This is a genomic window from Arthrobacter sp. MYb214, assembly GCF_002979865.1.
GTDB lineage: Bacteria > Actinomycetota > Actinomycetes > Actinomycetales > Micrococcaceae > Glutamicibacter.
Genome location: NZ_PCPZ01000008.1, coordinates 1 through 16,269 on the forward strand (window position 1 = coordinate 1; position 16,269 = coordinate 16,269).

A 16,269-nucleotide genomic window follows, 5' to 3' on the forward strand; every position below is an offset into this window, starting at 1 on the left:
GGTGGTTGCTGCGGCGTCAACGAGCCAGATCTCTCGGCCGCTCGGGATGGTTACGTGTCCATTACAACGAGTCGAACGATTTGAACGCAAATCTTGCGTAATATGAAAAAATCTTCGACAACTACGTCACATTGCCCAGAAATTTCGTTATTTATTTTATTGCAGGCCGGTTTGCTCGACATTAAGCAAAACTTTGCAACTCATCTTCGGCAGGACACGGATTAGGCTGTGAAATTTGAAGATGGGCACTTCCGGCACTGGGACGAAATGTGACTTCGCGGGTTGGAATCACCGGTTTATTACCGTTACAAATGAATTACGACCCATCCCGAGCGGCTGAGAGATCTGGCTCCACGACGCCGCAGCAACCACCTTTGGAGTTTTGCTCTGCAGGCCGGTGCTACCGCCAGGACCGATGGAGATGAACATGACTCTTTCCTTTGCAGCGCCCGAGGCAGCTTCCGTTGCCTCAGCTTCAAGCGCCCTGGACGTGCAGTTCAGCAACGTGTCGCGGACCTTCACCACCAAGATGGAAAGCCGCACCGTCCTGGCCGATATCAACCTGCAAATTCCAGCAGGTCAAGTCGTGGCCATTCTTGGAGCCAGCGGTTGCGGAAAATCCACGCTGCTGCGTTCAGTATCGGGCTTGGACCACCCCACCACCGGCACCATTCGCACCGGCACCCGCGAGGTCACCGGCATCAACGAGTTATGCGCCGTTGCCTTCCAGGAGTCCCGGCTGCTGCCATGGCGCTCGGTTCGCCAGAACATTGCACTGGGCCTGGCACCGGAAACCGATAAGCGCTCCGGCAACGCGCTGATCGAGGAGTTGATCGAGCTGACCGGTCTGAGCCATGCAGCCAGCTTGCGCCCACGCGAGATCTCCGGAGGCATGGCGCAGCGGGTTTCGCTGGCTCGCGCGCTGGCTCGGCGCCCGGGTGTATTGCTTCTTGATGAACCCTTCGGCGCCCTCGATGCGCTGACACGCTTGAAGATGCAGGATCTGCTGCTCTCGATTCACGCATCGTTCCCCACCACCGTTCTCATGGTGACCCATGATGTGGACGAGGCGTTGACTCTGGCTGACCGCGTGATTGTTCTGGGGCGAGGCGCTGGGCATAGTGCAGCGGGCGTCATCGAAGATCTGTCCATCTCAGCTGGGCATCCACGCCGGCATACCGATGAAAAGTTCGTTGCAGATCGCCTGCACCTATTGCGCCTGCTCGGCGTCGACCCAACCAACCACTAGTCCCGGCCACGCCGTGGGTCCCGAACCATTCGTCCCCTTTGCCATTTCACCTACACCGCTTGCACGCACAATTCTAGGATTCTCCATGCTTTTGAACCGTCTCACCCGCCGCACTGCATTGTCCGCCGCCGCCTTGATCGTTGGCGCAATTGCCCTGACCGGCTGTGCTGGCGAAAACGCTACAGCCTCCTCGGATGGCCAGACCCTGTCCATCGACTTTGCCACATACAACCCGCTGAGCCTGGTGCTCAAGGAAAAAGGATGGCTGGAAGCAGCCGCCAAGGAGCAGGGCGTAAATGTCGAATGGATCCAGTCCGCTGGTTCCAACAAGGCCAATGAAGCTCTTCGCGCCGACGCAATCGATGTTGGTTCCACAGCCGGTTCCGCTGCGCTCCTGAACCGTTCGAACGGTGCACCCATCAAGACCATCGCACTGTATTCGCAGCCGGAATGGGCGGCCCTGGTAGTGGATAAGGACTCGAAAATCGAGTCCGTTGAAGATCTCGCTGGCAAGACCGTGGCCGCTACGAAGGGCACCGACCCATACTTCTTCCTGCTGCAGGCGCTGGAATCCGCGGGCTTGAGTGAAGCTGACATCAAGCTGCAGAACCTCCAGCATGCCGATGGACGTACCGCCCTGGCCAACGGCTCGGTTGATGCCTGGAGCGGTTTGGATCCGATCATGGCCGCTGCCGAAAAAGACGGCGCGCAACTGGTTTACCGGAACTTGGATTTCAACACCTACGGTGCGCTGAACGCTCGCGAAGACTTCATTGAGCAGAGCCCCGAACTCGCCCAGCTCGTTGTCGATGCCTACGAAAAGGCTCGTGGCTGGGCAGCTGACCATCCCGAGGAAACCGCAGAAATCCTGGCCGACGTAGCAGGGCTCGAACCAGGAGTTGCTGCCACCGTCATTGAGGAACGCTCCAATCTGGACGTTCCGGCAGTTCCCGACGCCAAATTCACTGGAGTCCTGAGCAAGATTGCTCCCACGCTGGTCGCTAGCGGCGATGTCTCGGAGCAGGAATCCGTTGATGAAGCTCTGGAAACCCTCATCGATGACCAGTTTGCCGTCAAGGCAGACGCAACAAAGATCTCCGGAGAGTAACCAGCCATGAGCCCCACTAACGTGGCTGGAACCCGCGGAAGCCAAACACCTGCCAAGCAGAAGGCCAGCATGGCCGCAACGATCCTGCGTGCCCCGAAATGGCTGCTTGCGCTTATCTTGCCGCTGACCACCCTGGCTGTGTGGCAATTTGTCACCGTTACCGGAATCGTTGCTCCGTGGACACTGCCAACTCCGGGTTCAGTGGTTTCTGCTGCCATTGAGCTCTTCCAGGATGGCGAACTCGGAAAGCACATCGGCATCTCCACTCAGCGTGTTCTTCTCGGTTTCGCCTTCGGATCATTGCTGGGCTTGGCGCTGGGTGCGCTTGTCGGGCTGTCCAAATTGGCAGATGCATTTCTGGGACTGAGCATCAGCGCCCTGCGTGCAGTCCCTTCCTTGGCTTGGGTTCCGCTGCTGGTGCTCTGGATGAAAATGGGTGAAGATTCCAAGGTCACACTCGTGATCATTGGTGCCTTCTTCCCGGTCTTTACCACCGTCGCCTTGGCGTTGCGCCATGTCGATGCCCACCTGGTCGAAGCAGCCCGCGCCTTCGGGTTGAAGGGATTGAAGCTGCTGCGCACCGTCCAGCTGCCCGCAGTGGTCCCTTCGATCTTCTCCGGACTGCGTTTGGCACTAGCCCAAGCTTGGCTCTTCCTGGTCGCAGCCGAACTCCTCGGCGCGTCAATGGGCCTTGGCTTCTTGCTCACCGACTCGCAGAACAACGGCCGATTGGACCGCCTAATCATGACCATCGTGCTGCTGGCCGTCTTTGGAAAGATCACCGATGCCCTGCTGTCGATAGCAGAACGCTGGGCTATCAAGCGCTGGACCTGAAACCGGACCAGCTAGTACCCGCTGACAAAACTACCCCTCACCAAAGAAAGTTTGCGATGACCACCGAATTGGCAACAACCTCAACTCAAGTTTCAGAGGCAGCACGCCAGGAATTCTGGGACGAAGCGGCGAACCTCTTGGATTGGGACACCCCGTGGCACACCACCAGCCGCATCATTCCGGCCGATCCGGATGCCAAGCGCGGACCGGAAATTTCTTGGTACCTCGGCGGCAAGCTGAACGCCGCAGTGAACTGCGCCGACCGCCATGTAGCTGCGGGACGCGGCCAGAAGGTCGCACTGTATTTCGAAGGCGAGCCCGGTGACCGGGTAGCCGTCACCTACAAGAATTTGCAGGAGCGGGTCTCCCAGGCAGCCAACGCCTTGGAATCCCTGGGTGTGGTGAAGGGCGACCGCGTGGTCATTTACCTGCCGGTGCTCATTGAAACAATTGTCATCACCTTGGCTTGCGCCCGCATCGGCGCCATCCACTCGCTGGTCTTCGGCGGGTTCTCCGCCGAGGCGCTGAGGTTCCGCGTGGAGGACACCAAGGCAAAGGTCCTGGTCACCACCGACGGCCAGTTCCGCCGCGGCACTTCGGTTCCGGTCAAAGGCAACGCCGATGCGGCCGTTGCCGGCGAGAACGAAATCGAAAAGGTCCTGGTTATCCGCCGCACCGGCGACGAAATCCCGTGGACCGAAGGCCGCGACATCTGGTGGCATGAGGTGGTTGATACCCAGTCCACCGAGCACCACGCGCAGGCATTCGATGCGGAAACACCGCTGTTCATCATGTACACCTCGGGAACCACCGGCCAGCCAAAGGGCTTGGTTCACACTACCGGCGGGTACCTGACGCAGGCGGCCACCAGCTACAACCTGCTGTTCGCCAACCCGGACGAATCCCAGCGCGCCAAGGACGTGCACTGGTGCACCGCCGACCTCGCCTGGGTCACCGCGCATACCTACGAGATCTACGGCCCGTTGGCCAATGGCGTCACCCAGGTAATCTACGAGGGCGTCCCCAACGCCCCGCACCCGGGCCGCCACTTCGAGGTCATTGAACGCTACAAGGTCACCAGCTACTACACCGCTCCCACCTTGGTCCGCTCGTTGATGGGCTGGTTCCCGGACGGCATCCCCGCTCAATACGATCTGTCCTCGGTGAAGATCGGCGGCACTGTGGGTGAAGCCGTCAATCCCGAGGCATGGAAATGGTTCCGCCAGCAGATCGGCCGGGACAGCGAAGCAGGACTGCCGATGGTTGACACCTGGTGGCAGTCCGAATCCGGCGCGACCGTGCTTTCCCCCCTGCCGACCGATGGACATTTCAAGCCAGGCTGCGCCGCACGCGCGCTGCCGGGCATCTCGGTGGACATTGTCGACGATGGCGGCCTGAGCGTGCCGGCCAACCAGCAGGGCAATATTGTCATCACGCGCACTGGCCCGTCGATGGCCCGTACCGTATGGGGCAACCCGACGCGCTACTACACCAGCTACTGGGAACAATACGTAGAGCAGGGCTGGTTCTTGGCTGGCGACGGTGCCCGCTTCGATGAGGACGGCGATATCTACATCCTGGGCCGCACCGATGACGTGATCAATATTTCCGGCCATCGGCTTTCCACCATTGAAATCGAATCGGCATTGGTCACCCACCCCGGCGTGGTGGAAGCCGGCGTCTGCCCCACCCCGGATTCCAAGACCGGACACGCTGCAACCGCCTTCGTGGTACCGCTGGACAAGACCCTGGTTGCCGAGTCGCCTGACGAGCAGCTCGTTGCACGGCAGGCCGAATTCATTGCTGAACTCCGCAATACCGTCGCGGTGCAGATCGGCCCGATTGCCAAGCCGCGGGAAATCGTCTTGGTTCCAGATGTGCCCAAGACCCGTTCGGGCAAGATCATGCGCCGCCTGCTCACCCAGCTGTTCGAGGGCACCACGCTCGGCGACACAACGAGCCTGCAGAATGAGCCGTGCATTCCGGAGATCAACGCGATCTGCCGCGCGCGCGGCTAATCGCTGCTCCCAGGCCCCTTGGGGTTAAACAAATGAAGCTTCTTCCCCGGCGGGGGAAGAAGCTTCATTTGATTTGCCGGTTAGGAATCCCCGGACGTTGGCTTCTGGCTCTGGCCATCGGCCGCAGTGTTCTTGCCGTCCTGCACCGGGTCAGCGGCGGCTTCGGTGGCGAAGAGCTTCCCTTCGGAGGCCTTGCCCTCGGCACTGACCAAAGGAATTTCGGTGGTCATCAAGCTGAACTGGCTGCCCTCATGGCGGTCAACCGCTTGGCCCACGGACTGCTCCAGGACCTTTCGAGCCACCTTGCCGCGAAGCACCAGCGGATCCTTGCTCAGGTCCTTCCACAACGCCACGCAGAGCAGGAGCATCACAATCACGAATGGCAGCGCCGAAACAATGGTGATGTTCTTCAGCCCGGTCAATGCCTCCGCCGGATGATCGCCGCCAGCCAGCAGCATCACCGCGGCCACAGCGCCGGTGGCCACGCCCCAGAAGATCACGGCCTTCTTGGATGGCTCTTCAGCGCCGCGTTCGCTGAGCGCACCCATCACGATCGAGGCCGAGTCTGCGCCGGTCACGAAGAAGATTGCAATCAGCAGCACGGTGACGACCATCAGCACGGTAGCCATCCAGCCCGACAGCGGGAGGCGCCCAAGCATGTCGAAGAGGATCAAATCGAAGTCGATATCTGGTACGCCGTCAACAATGCTGGCCAGCTTTTCCCCGGTTTCCCCGGAGCGTTCAGCGCGTTCCTGAATACCGATTGCGCCACCGCCGAAGATTGCAAACCAAATCAGGGTGACACTGGATGGAACGAGCAGCACGCCGGTGACGAACTGGCGAATAGTGCGGCCACGGGAAATGCGGGCGATGAACAAGCCTACGAATGGGCTCCAAGAGATCCACCATGCCCAGTAGAAGACAGTCCACGAGGACAGCCAATCAGACATTGCGCCATCGCCGGCAGCCGTACGCGAAGCCATCTCCGGCAAGTCGCCGATGAAAGCGCCAATGGCATTGGGAATGACGTTCAGGATGAACAGAGTTGGGCCGCCAATGAAAACGATCAATGCGATGATCAATGCCAATACCATGTTGGTGTTGGACAACCACTGGATACCTCGCTCGATGCCGGAAACGGCAGAAGCGACAAACAATGCCGTCAGAATGCCAATGATGATAACCAGAACGCCGGAGCCGACCTTCTCCATCATCCCGGTGGCCTGGATGCCGCCGCCAATCTGCAATGCGCCCAGACCCAGCGAACAAGCCGAGCCGAAGAGGGTGGCGATGATGGCCAGGATATTGATGGTGCGCCCGCCCCAACCATGGATGGCGCGGTCGCCGAAGATCGAGCTGAACATGGCTGAGAAAAGCTGGGGGCGTCCCAGCCGGAAGCTGCCGTAAGCCATGCCCAAGCCAACGATGGCGTACATGGCCCATGGGAATAGGGTCCAGTGGAAGAGCGTGGTGCCCATGGCGGTGCTCAGGGCATCACTGGTGGAACCTTCCACCGTTCCCGGAGGAGGCGACATGTAGAAGTACAGCGGCTCGCCTACGCCGTAGAAGACCAAGCCGATGCCCATGCCGGTTGCGAACATCATCGAGATCCACGAGACCGTGGAGAACTTTGGCGTCTCGCCGTCCTTGCCCAGCGGGATGCGTCCGAAGTTCTTGGCCGCTACGACGATGGCGAAGACCGCGAAAACCGCGGCAGCGATGACAAAAAGCCAGCCAGTGTTGGTGATAACCCAATCAAGGGCCGCACTGGAGGCCTTGCCCAGCCCTTCCGGGGTAGCGAAACCCCAAATGATAAATGCCAGCGCTAGAACGCCGGCAATTCCGAATACCCAGTAATCCGTACCGGAAAGTGAGTACTTCTTAGGTCGTCTGTGACGAACTGAATGCAGTTCCTCGACGAGGTCTACGATTGATTGATCCGTCTGCTTCATTGCGTTCTTCCTTCACTGGTGAGATCCCGCGGAGAAGATCCGGGCGGAATCTGCCGAGCCATCGCCTCTCGAGTAAACGATCGCCATGCAGTGTGATTGATTGCGAATTGCTTTTCGGGTGTCGGTCCGTTGTGTCTAAATCTAGCGTTGGAGCAGCCTGAAAGAAACAGCTATTCTCCGCTAATATCCCGCAAATTATTTCTGCGAGTTGACCCGATTTAGCACGAATTTGACACGATAAATCCCAAAATGGGCCTTTTCCAGCATGGTCGACATCTCATCAAGGGTCAAATCTGTTCCTTGATTTCTCGCCATTTTCGGACCCCCTCCGCCCCAGGATCACGTTGTTTACGCTGGCATCACCATCCATGTGAGCTTCCTCGCCCCATGGAGTTTTCCACTCCTTGCCCCCGCGAAATCATGAAATGACCGGAAATATTCTTGGAGTCAAAATCGCCCATTATTGCCTTTCCTATTTCTGGTGAAATCTCTATGATTCCGCAATTTTTCTCCCCGGAAGCACGTCACGCCTGAACATGTCAGTTACGGAATACTTACTAATGAGCCATTGATTCAACCAGCGAACCGGGGTCCACCAACTTTTAACGTGAAATACACTGGAACTTATCTTGACTGATTCAAAATAAGCAGGCATGCTGGGTACATGACATCACAGGCAGGGATCGAGCAGGTGCTGAAGGCGGCATCGATGCGGGTCACGCAACCGCGCGTTGCGGTACTTTCCGCCGTCGCGGCGCACCCGCACGCGGATACCGAAACCATCATTTCGGCTGTCCGTGAAGATCACCCCAATGTGTCGCACCAAGCTGTCTACGATTCACTCAGGCTCTTCACGAAGCTGGGTGTCATTCGGCAGATACAGCCACAGGGCCATACCGCCCGCTATGAAGCCCGCGTTGGCGACAATCACCACCATGTGGTGTGCCGCCAGTGCGGAAAGCTGGCGGACGTCGACTGCGCTGTCGGCGGCGCCCCGTGCCTGCATGCTTCCAATGACCACGGGTTCAGCATTGATGAAGCCGAAGTGATCTATTGGGGCACCTGCCCGGGTTGCCAGGCTGCGAACGCATAGTTGCTGTCTAAGTAAACCCCTAGATTTGCCATCGTCATCAGCGCAGCTGCTGTGCGATGGATAAAACCAGATAAACCCTAAACAATCCGGAAGGAAAGAGCACATGTCTGAGATGACTGCAGGTCAGTGCCCAGTAGTTGGCGGCGCGGGTCGAATTCACCCTACCCAGGGCAATGCCAACACCGAATGGTGGCCGAATAAGCTGAATCTGAGGATTCTGGCCAAGAACCAGCAGGTTTCCAACCCGCTGGACGAGAACTTCGACTACATTGAAGCCTTCAATGCCCTCGACTTGTCGGCAGTAAAAGCCGACCTGACCGAAATCATGACCCAGTCGCACGACTGGTGGCCAGCAGACTTCGGCCACTACGGCCCGTTCTTCATCCGCATGGCTTGGCACTCCGCAGGCACCTACCGCTCGCACGACGGCCGTGGCGGCGGCGGCGCAGGCCAGCAGCGCTTCGCTCCGCTGAACTCGTGGCCTGACAACGTTTCGCTGGACAAGGCTCGCCGCCTGCTGTGGCCAGTGAAGAAGAAGTACGGCCAGTCGATTTCCTGGGCCGACCTTATCCTGCTGGCTGGCAATGTGGCTCTGGAAGACATGGGCTTCGAGACCTTCGGTTTCGCCGGCGGCCGCAAGGACGTTTGGGAAGCAGATGACGATGTCTACTGGGGCCCTGAAAAGGTCTGGCTGGACAGCGAACGCTACACCGGCAAGCGAGACCTGGATGCTCCTCTGGCAGCAGTGCAGATGGGCCTGATCTACGTGAATCCTGAGGGTCCTGACGGAAATCCGGATCCGCTGGCCTCGGCCGTAGACATCCGCGAAACCTTCCGCCGCATGGGCATGAACGACGAGGAGACCGTCGCGCTGATCGCCGGTGGCCACACCTTCGGCAAGACCCACGGCGCGCATGCCGATGACAAGATCGGCCCGGATCCAGAAGCAGCTCCGCTCGAAATGCAGGGACTGGGCTGGAAGAACGGCCACGGCACCGGCAAGGGCGCGGACACCGTCTCCTCGGGTCTTGAAGTCACCTGGACCTACCACCCAACCCGCTGGGACAACGAGTTCTTCCACATCCTCTTCGCCTACGAATGGGAACTGTTCGAATCCCCAGCAGGCGCCAAGCAGTGGCGCCCGGTCAACAATGGCGGAGCCGGCTTGGTCCAGCCTGCATTCGAGACCTTGGAACACCGCGAGCCACGCATGCTTACCAGCGACCTGGCCCTGCGCTTCGACCCGGTCTACGGCCCGATCTCCAAGAACTTCAAGGAGAACCCTGACCAGTTCGCAGACGCCTTCGCCCGCGCATGGTTCAAGCTGACCCACCGTGACATGGGCCCGAAGTCCCGCTACTTCGGCCCAGAGGTTCCTGCTGAGGACCTGCTCTGGCAGGATCCACTGCCAGCAGCTCCGCAGACCACCTTGGGTGCAACTGAAGTTGCCGCACTTAAAGCCCTGATCAACGATTCGGGACTGACCGTCCAGCAGCTGGTATCCACGGCTTGGAAGGCCGCTTCGACCTTCCGCACCTCGGACAAGCGCGGCGGCGTCAACGGCGGCCGCATCCGCCTGGAACCACAGGTCTCCTGGAGCGTGAACCAGCCTGAACAGCTCAAGCCGGTAATTGCCAAGCTGGAAGAGATTGTTGACAACTTCAACGCCACTTCCGGGATCAAGGCTTCCTTCGCGGACGTCGTTGTCCTAGCCGGCAACGTCGGAGTCGAGCAGGCAGCCCTGGCAGCTGGCCAGCAGGTCGAGGTTCCATTCACCCCGGGCCGTGTAGACGCAACCCAGGAGCAAACCGACGTTGACCAGTTCGCATGGCTGGAACCAGTTTCCGACGGATTCCGCAACTACGACTCGGGCTTCGTCAAGCTGCCAAGCGAGTACTTGCTGATCGACCGCGCGAATCTGCTGGGCCTCTCGGCACCGGAAGCTACCGTACTGCTCGGTGGACTGCGCGTCATCGGCAATAACTGGGACGGCTCCAACTTGGGCGTCTTCACCGACACCCCAGGCGCGTTGACCAACGACTTCTTCGCGAACCTGCTGGAGCTGGGGTTGGAATGGACCCCGTCCGCTGACGAGCAGACCTACACCACCACCGATGGCCGCTGGACCGGCAGCCGCGTGGATCTGGTGTTCGGTGCCAACTCCGAGCTGCGTGCACTGGCCGAGGTTTACGCTTCGGATGATGCCAAGGAGAAGTTCGTCAATGACTTCGCCTCCGCTTGGGCCAAGCTCATGGACGCAGATCGCTTCGAACTGCGCAGCAAGTAGCAGCTGCTGGGCTGCAGGCCCGTAGCAATTAGTGTTGGGCGGCTGCTTCCCGCAAGGGAGGCAGCCGCCCAGCACTTGTTTCATGCGGGAACTGCCCGTCAGAACAGCGTCGCGGCGCCGCTGGCGAAGTCCGGGTTCTCCAGCTTCAGCAGCTCGGACTTGGTTTCCAAGCCTCCCAGGTAGCCGCCCAATGAACCATCGGTGCGCAGCACCCGATGGCAGGGCAGCACGATGGGAATCGGGTTGGTGGCGCAGGCTGAACCGACGGCCCGCACCGCCTTCGGCTTGCCGATCTGCTGCGCCAGCTGGGCGTAGCTCAGGGTATGCCCGTAATCGATATGGCCCAGTTCCAGCTGCACCTGGCGGCGGAACTCGGTGGAGAGCTGCAAGTCCACCGGAAGATCGAAGCCATGCCGCTGGCCCGCGAAATACTCCTCCAGCTGCCGGGCGGCACCATCCAAGCTCGACTTGTCGCGCAGGATCCGCGGGCTGAGCCTTTCCGAGAGCACCTCCAGAATCCGGTCATGGCCTTCGGATTCAAAAGCGACCCGGACCAGCCCGGCATCGGTGCTGGCCAGCAGCAAGGCCCCCACGGGGCTATCGACCACGCGATAGGCAACATCAACAAGTTCCCGTGCACGGGCCCGTTCAACGAGCCGGCCCTGCAGCGACTCGAGGATTTGCGTTTCAGCGGCCGTAGCCTGCTGCCGATAATTTTTTCCGTTCATGGCTGCTCCCGCCATAGTTCTTGGTCATCCATCCGGGCCCGCAGATTCTTGATCCCATCGGCGCCCGAACGCCGGGCGGCAGCTTCGGTGCCGGAAAGGATTCCGGCAATTTGCGCGTAGCTCATTCCGCCCAGGTAGCGGTAGGCCACCACCTGCCGCTGCTTGCCAGGAAGCTGGTTCACCTCATGCCACAGCTGCAGGTTTTCCAACTGCAGATCCGGCCGTTGGGCCGATGGGGCCAGGCTGTCCACGTCTTGGCCGATGAGGATTTCCGGCTTACTTCTGCGCAACTCGTCAATGGCTTTATTCCGGGCAATACGCACTAGCCATGCCAGGACACTGGCGTCCTCAGGCAGTTGCGGGTACGCCTTGAGCGCGGCGAGGAATGTTTCGGACCAGGCGTCTTGCGCGCGATGCTCATCAAGCAGGGCACGGCAAACGCGCAGGACGTTCAGTCCATAGTCCTGGACTATCCGCTCGAACGGTGCTTGCATGGCTCTCCTGGAATTTTGCGCCTTCATGGCCTCTCACCATGTAAACGTACGAGGAGACCATTTTGTGAGGCGTGAACGAAAAAAATTCCTTCACGCAGATACCCATGGATTCCTAGAATGCCACCAGATCCAATTCGCTGGCGATCTGCTCAAGGCGGATCAAGTCCAGGTGGAGCATTTCGCCATTTTCCACGCCTTGGGGATCCGTGGTTCCGGCCAATGCGTCGCGGATGGTGCGCATGGTGGCCCCGTGGCTGACAATCATGACCTTGCGCCCGGCATGCCTGCTGGCCAAGTCCAGCAGCGCTGGCACCGCACGGCTCAAGATCTGGGCACGCGGCTCACGCAGGTCCTTGGCAGCAGCCGATTCCGCTTCGCTGACCTCGGCCATGATCCGGCCTTCCAGCGGGCCGAAGCCGCGTTCAATGAGTTCCGGAACGGCGTCCCCCGTCTCGGCCCCGATCTGCTGGGCAATCAGCGCGGCAGTTTCCCGGGCACGTTCCAAGGGCGAAGCAAGTACCAGCGACCAGTTCTGGCCGATCAGCTGGCGCCCGACCTCGCGAGCTTGTTCGCGCCCGGTATCGTTCAACGGGATATCGGTACGCCCCTGCAGGCGCCCTGCAAGGTTCCAATCGGTCTGCCCGTGTCGCACCAGTGCCAGCGAAGTATCCATGACTCCAGCCTAACCGGGGTAATAGGTATCGAAGAATCTCCGATAACAGCTCCAATACGCAACGTTACGACTCATAGTTGGGTCACGAACGGTCATGTTGCGAAGATTATTACACCATCCCGAGCGGCTGAGAGATCTGGTTCGATGACGCCGCAGCAACCTGCCACATCCGGTGGTTACGGTGCTACCGCCAGAAACGATGCAGCCGCCTACCCGTTGGACCACAGCAGGAAGCGACATTGATTCCGGGATTCCTGCCTCGATCGCGACCCGCCCTGCGGTGCCCGCGAAACCCCAATCGACAAGGAGTCGTAAGCCACCATGGCAGATCACAAGTTTGGATTCCGCACCCGCGCATTGCATGCCGGAGGCACCCCCGATGCCGAGCATGGCTCACGCGCAGTACCGATCTACCAGACCACTTCGTTCGTCTTCAAGGACGCTGACGATGCGGCCAACCTCTTTGCCCTGCAGAAGTACGGCAACATCTACTCGCGTATCGGCAACCCGACCGTAGCGGCTTTCGAAGAGCGCATGGCTTCACTGGAAGGCGGCATCGGAGCGGTAGCCACCGGCTCGGGCATGGCCGCGGAATTCGTCACCTTTGCGGCCTTGGCCCAGGCAGGCGACCACATTGTGGCTTCCTCGAAGCTCTATGGCGGCACCATCACCCAGCTCGATGTCTCGCTGCGCCGCTTCGGCATCAACACCACTTTCATCGACTCCAATGATCCCGCCGACTTCGAAGCGGCGATCCAGGAAAATACCAAGGCCGTCTACACCGAGGTGGTGGCCAACCCGTCCGGCGACATCGCTGACCTGGAGGGACTGGCCGAGGTGGCGCACCGCCACAATCTCCCGCTGGTGGTCGATTCGACGCTCACTCCCCCGTACATCCTGCGCCCTATCGAGCACGGCGCGGACATCGTGATCCACTCGGCCACCAAGTTCATCGGCGGCCACGGCACCACCCTGGGCGGCGTGGTCATCGAGTCGGGCAAGTTCAACTGGGGCAATGGCAAGTTCCCCACCATGACCGAACCGGTTGCCAGCTACGGCAACGTCTCCTGGTGGGACAACTTCGGCGAGTACGGCTTCCTGACCAAGCTGCGCAGCGAACAGCTGCGCGACTTCGGACCGGCTCTGCCGGCCCAGTCCGCATTCCAATTGCTGCAGGGCCTGGAGACCTTGCCGCAGCGCATGGACAACCACCTGTCCAACGCGAAGCAGGTCGCTGCCTGGTTGCAGGCCGATGAGCGTGTGACCTACGTGAACTATGCCGGCCTGGAATCCCACCCGCAGCACGCGCAGGCCAAGGAGCTGCTGCCCATGGGCGTCGGCTCGGTCTTCAGCTTCGGAGTGAAGGGCGGGCGCGAAGCCGGCTCGAAGTTCATCGAAGCCCTGCAGCTGGCCAGCCACCTGGCCAACATCGGCGATGCCCGCACCCTGGTGCTGCACCCGGCCTCCACCACCCACCAGCAGCTGAGCGCCGAGCAGCTGGTCTCCGCTGGCGTGCCAGAAGATCTGATCCGGCTGTCGGTAGGACTGGAAGATGTCGAGGACATCCTCTGGGATCTGGACCAGGCGCTGGCCGCTTCGCAGGAAGCGATTGCCGCTTCGCAGGAAGCGATTGCCGCTTCCGCCGCAGGGTTCGAGGCTCCGGCCTATGATGGTTCCGCCTGCGCATTGCCAACCGCTTCGAAGGGAGCAATCTAATGACTGCCGTTGATACCGCTTGGGAAGGCCCTGGAGCCGCACAGCGCCTGGAGATCCTGCGCGACACCAAGTCCATCGCCATTGTCGGTGCCTCGAACAAGCCATCGCGCGCCAGCTATTTCGTGGCTACCTACCTGCTCTCCTCCTCCAAGTACAAGGTGTATTTCATCAACCCGGTACTCGATGAGATCCTGGGCCAGCCGGTGTACAAGTCGCTGGCCGATCTGCCGGAGACCCCGGACCTGGTCGAGGTTTTCCGCAAGCACGATGACCTGCCTACCGTGCTGGACGAGGCCCTGGCCGTAGGCGCGAAGACCCTGTGGCTGCAGCTGGGATCCTGGCATGAGGAAGTGGCCCGGCGCGCCGAGGCCGCGGGCATGAATGTGGTCATGGACCGCTGCGTGAAGATCGAGCACGCCCGCTTCCACGGCGGCCTGCGCCTGGCTGGATTCAATACCGGCGTCATTTCCTCCAAGCGCCAGGTACTTGCCTAGGGAGTCCAAGATTCCAGGAAATGGGTGCATGCAACGTTGCGTTGCATGCACCCATTTTTCTGCGGCAATTCCCCGGAATCGGCCGGTTTGGTCAACGACGCTGAACTTTTGCACGGAGCATTCCGAAGGAAGAACAAGACCTCTGACGAACCATGGTCGACGCAATTGGCCCACGGCATGCCGTGGGTGTGGCCCCGAAGTGCTCGACGCGTTCAATCACAGATCGAAAAATCTGCAAACCACAGCACTGCAACGCAAGGCCAAACGACCCAACCCTAAAACAGGCAGAGAGAATCGATTTCGATTCGCTACGAGCGCGAACGAAAGAAGAAAAATCCCGCCCGCACTGCTATATGAAAACTCAATTCCCCTGGCCCGAGAATATTCCAGCATCTCGCAATAGCATTGCGCCGCACCCTCAATGCTGCACGGAGTTGAAATTTCTCTGGGCGAGGATTCCCTCTGCGGCACCCAGCTAAGAGGCATCGGAGACAGTACTCTGGGTTGACGCACTATTCAGAATTCTCCGGAAGCAGAAGCTTCCTTGGAAGTGCGCCAGTTGACTGGAGATACGAAGGAGCAGACAGTGGATGCAAATCGAAGAACCCTATGGTCCGTGGCCCTCGGGATGAGCTTGACTGCCTTGGTATGCAGCGGGATTGCCCTGTATTCTACGGGGGTCATCATGGATGAGAACAACCTGGACTCATGGCCTGCCCCGGCTCTTTGGGTGGTGGCGATTGTTGGTGTCGTGGGGCTGCTGATTAGCTTGCCCGGCTGGTTTGCTACCAAGGAAACCAAAAAGGCTTCCTAGCTGTTGCTCCCCTTGTCCATAATCGGAGCGTTCTGCCGGACGGCCTAGTTCTTTTGACCAGTTACGTCGCCTTCCACGTAGGTGGTGTATCCGCACAGCTTCCCGGTTTCATCGGTCGTCTTCGTCGCGGCGAAGATGATGTAAGGCCAGGATCCCAGGTCCCATCCGTCGCGTCCCCACCCTGGAACTTCGTACCACCCGGTACCGGCCAGCGATTCCATCCAGTCATACATTTCGCCGTACATGTCGCGCTCGACAGTTGCCGGGACGGTAACGGTTTCGCGGCTGTCTTTGGTCGTGGTCTGCATAGGTTTTTGCATCCTTTCGCTTCACGGAAAGTGGGGCAGATTGCCAGCCTCCCGTCGAAGCCCTCCCCCGGTTGTTTTCTGCCTGCTGGCGAAAAGAAATGAAGCGGGGCCAGCCGGAAACCCATCAACCCGTCAGGGGTGCGCAATCCACGAAAATCTTGGGCCGAAAGAAGCGACGAAGGAGCGCGGACCAAGAATTTCTGGTGGAGCACGCCCGAAGCGCAGCGAGTGGCTTGTGGGTTTGGAGGTGGCCCGTACACTCCGAAGGACAGCAGCAAAAACAGGAAAAGACCGGACGAAGTCCGGGCCACCAACCGGACACGCCAGCGGACGCCCGACACACCCTGGAGACGAGCTTGCGAGGACCCAGGGTGTTCAACGGGACGAGAACCTCATGGCATACCTAGCCTGCGTCTAACGTCCACGACTATCCTGAACGGGGAATGCTCGCATGTTCAGAACCCACAGCGGGATTTGTAGCCAAAGTTTATCAACGCTAAC

Annotated in this window: 14 protein-coding genes and 2 riboswitches; of the genes, 9 read left to right on the plus strand and 5 right to left on the minus strand. The window is 59.9% G+C overall.

Annotated features, from left to right (window positions below; genetic code table 11):
* Positions 1-320 precede the first annotated feature (320 nt).
* A riboswitch (SAM riboswitch) is annotated at positions 321-422 on the plus strand.
* Positions 423-427: 5 nt separating this feature from the next.
* The 4 genes from CQ012_RS15965 to acs all read left to right on the plus strand — a co-directional run bounded on the left by CQ012_RS15965 (position 428) and on the right by acs (position 5,209).
* Positions 428-1,249: an ABC transporter ATP-binding protein gene (locus CQ012_RS15965; RefSeq protein WP_105662677.1), complete on the plus strand. Its 822-nt coding sequence runs from the start codon at positions 428-430 to the stop codon at positions 1,247-1,249.
* 85 nt (positions 1,250-1,334) lie between these two features.
* Positions 1,335-2,357: an aliphatic sulfonate ABC transporter substrate-binding protein gene (locus CQ012_RS15970; RefSeq protein WP_105662616.1), complete on the plus strand. Its 1,023-nt coding sequence runs from the start codon at positions 1,335-1,337 to the stop codon at positions 2,355-2,357.
* A 69-nt stretch (positions 2,358-2,426) separates the two neighbouring features.
* The gene (locus CQ012_RS15975; protein WP_442904195.1) at positions 2,427-3,191 is read left to right on the plus strand and encodes an ABC transporter permease; all 765 of its coding nucleotides are present in this window, start codon (positions 2,427-2,429) and stop codon (positions 3,189-3,191) included.
* Positions 3,192-3,247: 56 nt separating this feature from the next.
* The gene (acs, locus tag CQ012_RS15980) at positions 3,248-5,209 is read left to right on the plus strand and encodes an acetate--CoA ligase (RefSeq protein ID WP_105662618.1); all 1,962 of its coding nucleotides are present in this window, start codon (positions 3,248-3,250) and stop codon (positions 5,207-5,209) included.
* 80 nt (positions 5,210-5,289) lie between these two features.
* Here acs and CQ012_RS15985 read toward each other — a convergent pair whose 3' ends face one another.
* Positions 5,290-7,161, minus strand: a complete 1,872-nt coding sequence (locus CQ012_RS15985; protein ID WP_105657952.1) for a BCCT family transporter — start codon at positions 7,159-7,161, stop codon at positions 5,290-5,292.
* A 664-nt stretch (positions 7,162-7,825) separates the two neighbouring features.
* On the opposite strand from CQ012_RS15985, the gene CQ012_RS15990 reads away from it, so the two are divergent.
* Positions 7,826-8,254 (plus strand): Fur family transcriptional regulator, encoded by a 429-nt coding sequence (locus CQ012_RS15990; protein ID WP_105657951.1) that lies wholly within the window; start codon positions 7,826-7,828, stop codon positions 8,252-8,254.
* A 103-nt stretch (positions 8,255-8,357) separates the two neighbouring features.
* Positions 8,358-10,541, plus strand: a complete 2,184-nt coding sequence (gene katG / locus CQ012_RS15995) for a catalase/peroxidase HPI (protein WP_105657950.1) — start codon at positions 8,358-8,360, stop codon at positions 10,539-10,541.
* A 98-nt stretch (positions 10,542-10,639) separates the two neighbouring features.
* Here katG and CQ012_RS16000 read toward each other — a convergent pair whose 3' ends face one another.
* The 3 genes from CQ012_RS16000 to CQ012_RS16010 form a co-directional block, all read right to left on the minus strand.
* A complete protein-coding gene (locus tag CQ012_RS16000) occupies positions 10,640-11,269 on the minus strand; it encodes a methylated-DNA--[protein]-cysteine S-methyltransferase (RefSeq protein ID WP_105662678.1) in 630 nt (209 codons plus the stop codon).
* Positions 11,266-11,763, minus strand: coding sequence for an RNA polymerase sigma factor (locus tag CQ012_RS16005; RefSeq protein ID WP_105662619.1), 498 nt, complete (start codon positions 11,761-11,763; stop codon positions 11,266-11,268). Before CQ012_RS16005 ends, CQ012_RS16000 begins: the two co-directional genes overlap by 4 nt.
* A gap of 112 nt (positions 11,764-11,875) precedes the next feature.
* Complete coding sequence (locus CQ012_RS16010; RefSeq protein ID WP_105662620.1) at positions 11,876-12,436, minus strand: histidine phosphatase family protein; 561 nt, start codon at positions 12,434-12,436, stop codon at positions 11,876-11,878.
* 111 nt (positions 12,437-12,547) lie between these two features.
* Positions 12,548-12,642: riboswitch (SAM riboswitch) on the plus strand.
* Positions 12,643-12,757: 115 nt separating this feature from the next.
* Between CQ012_RS16010 and CQ012_RS16015 the strand changes: the two genes are divergently transcribed.
* The 3 genes from CQ012_RS16015 to CQ012_RS16025 all read left to right on the plus strand — a co-directional run bounded on the left by CQ012_RS16015 (position 12,758) and on the right by CQ012_RS16025 (position 15,460).
* Positions 12,758-14,152: an O-acetylhomoserine aminocarboxypropyltransferase/cysteine synthase family protein gene (locus CQ012_RS16015; RefSeq protein WP_105662621.1), complete on the plus strand. Its 1,395-nt coding sequence runs from the start codon at positions 12,758-12,760 to the stop codon at positions 14,150-14,152.
* The gene (locus CQ012_RS16020; RefSeq protein ID WP_105657946.1) at positions 14,152-14,646 is read left to right on the plus strand and encodes a CoA-binding protein; all 495 of its coding nucleotides are present in this window, start codon (positions 14,152-14,154) and stop codon (positions 14,644-14,646) included. Before CQ012_RS16015 ends, CQ012_RS16020 begins: the two co-directional genes overlap by 1 nt.
* A 586-nt stretch (positions 14,647-15,232) precedes the next feature.
* A complete protein-coding gene (locus CQ012_RS16025) occupies positions 15,233-15,460 on the plus strand; it encodes a hypothetical protein (RefSeq protein ID WP_146112981.1) in 228 nt (75 codons plus the stop codon).
* 44 nt (positions 15,461-15,504) lie between these two features.
* Here CQ012_RS16025 and CQ012_RS16030 read toward each other — a convergent pair whose 3' ends face one another.
* Positions 15,505-15,768, minus strand: coding sequence for a hypothetical protein (locus CQ012_RS16030; RefSeq protein WP_286134701.1), 264 nt, complete (start codon positions 15,766-15,768; stop codon positions 15,505-15,507).
* Positions 15,769-16,269 lie beyond the last annotated feature (501 nt).

Coding starts and splice junctions, on each gene's coding strand:
- CQ012_RS16005 (WP_105662619.1), bottom strand. CDS start 11,763: ATGCAAGCACCGTTCGAGCGGATAGTCCAGGACTATGGACTGAACGTC.
- CQ012_RS16020 (WP_105657946.1), top strand. CDS start 14,152: ATGACTGCCGTTGATACCGCTTGGGAAGGCCCTGGAGCCGCACAGCGC.
- CQ012_RS15970 (WP_105662616.1), top strand. CDS start 1,335: ATGCTTTTGAACCGTCTCACCCGCCGCACTGCATTGTCCGCCGCCGCC.
- CQ012_RS16015 (WP_105662621.1), top strand. CDS start 12,758: ATGGCAGATCACAAGTTTGGATTCCGCACCCGCGCATTGCATGCCGGA.
- CQ012_RS16030 (WP_286134701.1), bottom strand. CDS start 15,768: ATGCAGACCACGACCAAAGACAGCCGCGAAACCGTTACCGTCCCGGCA.
- CQ012_RS16000 (WP_105662678.1), bottom strand. CDS start 11,269: ATGAACGGAAAAAATTATCGGCAGCAGGCTACGGCCGCTGAAACGCAA.
- katG (WP_105657950.1), top strand. CDS start 8,358: ATGTCTGAGATGACTGCAGGTCAGTGCCCAGTAGTTGGCGGCGCGGGT.
- CQ012_RS15985 (WP_105657952.1), bottom strand. CDS start 7,161: ATGAAGCAGACGGATCAATCAATCGTAGACCTCGTCGAGGAACTGCAT.
- acs (WP_105662618.1), top strand. CDS start 3,248: ATGACCACCGAATTGGCAACAACCTCAACTCAAGTTTCAGAGGCAGCA.
- CQ012_RS16010 (WP_105662620.1), bottom strand. CDS start 12,436: ATGGATACTTCGCTGGCACTGGTGCGACACGGGCAGACCGATTGGAAC.
- CQ012_RS15975 (WP_442904195.1), top strand. CDS start 2,427: ATGGCCGCAACGATCCTGCGTGCCCCGAAATGGCTGCTTGCGCTTATC.
- CQ012_RS15990 (WP_105657951.1), top strand. CDS start 7,826: ATGACATCACAGGCAGGGATCGAGCAGGTGCTGAAGGCGGCATCGATG.
- CQ012_RS15965 (WP_105662677.1), top strand. CDS start 428: ATGACTCTTTCCTTTGCAGCGCCCGAGGCAGCTTCCGTTGCCTCAGCT.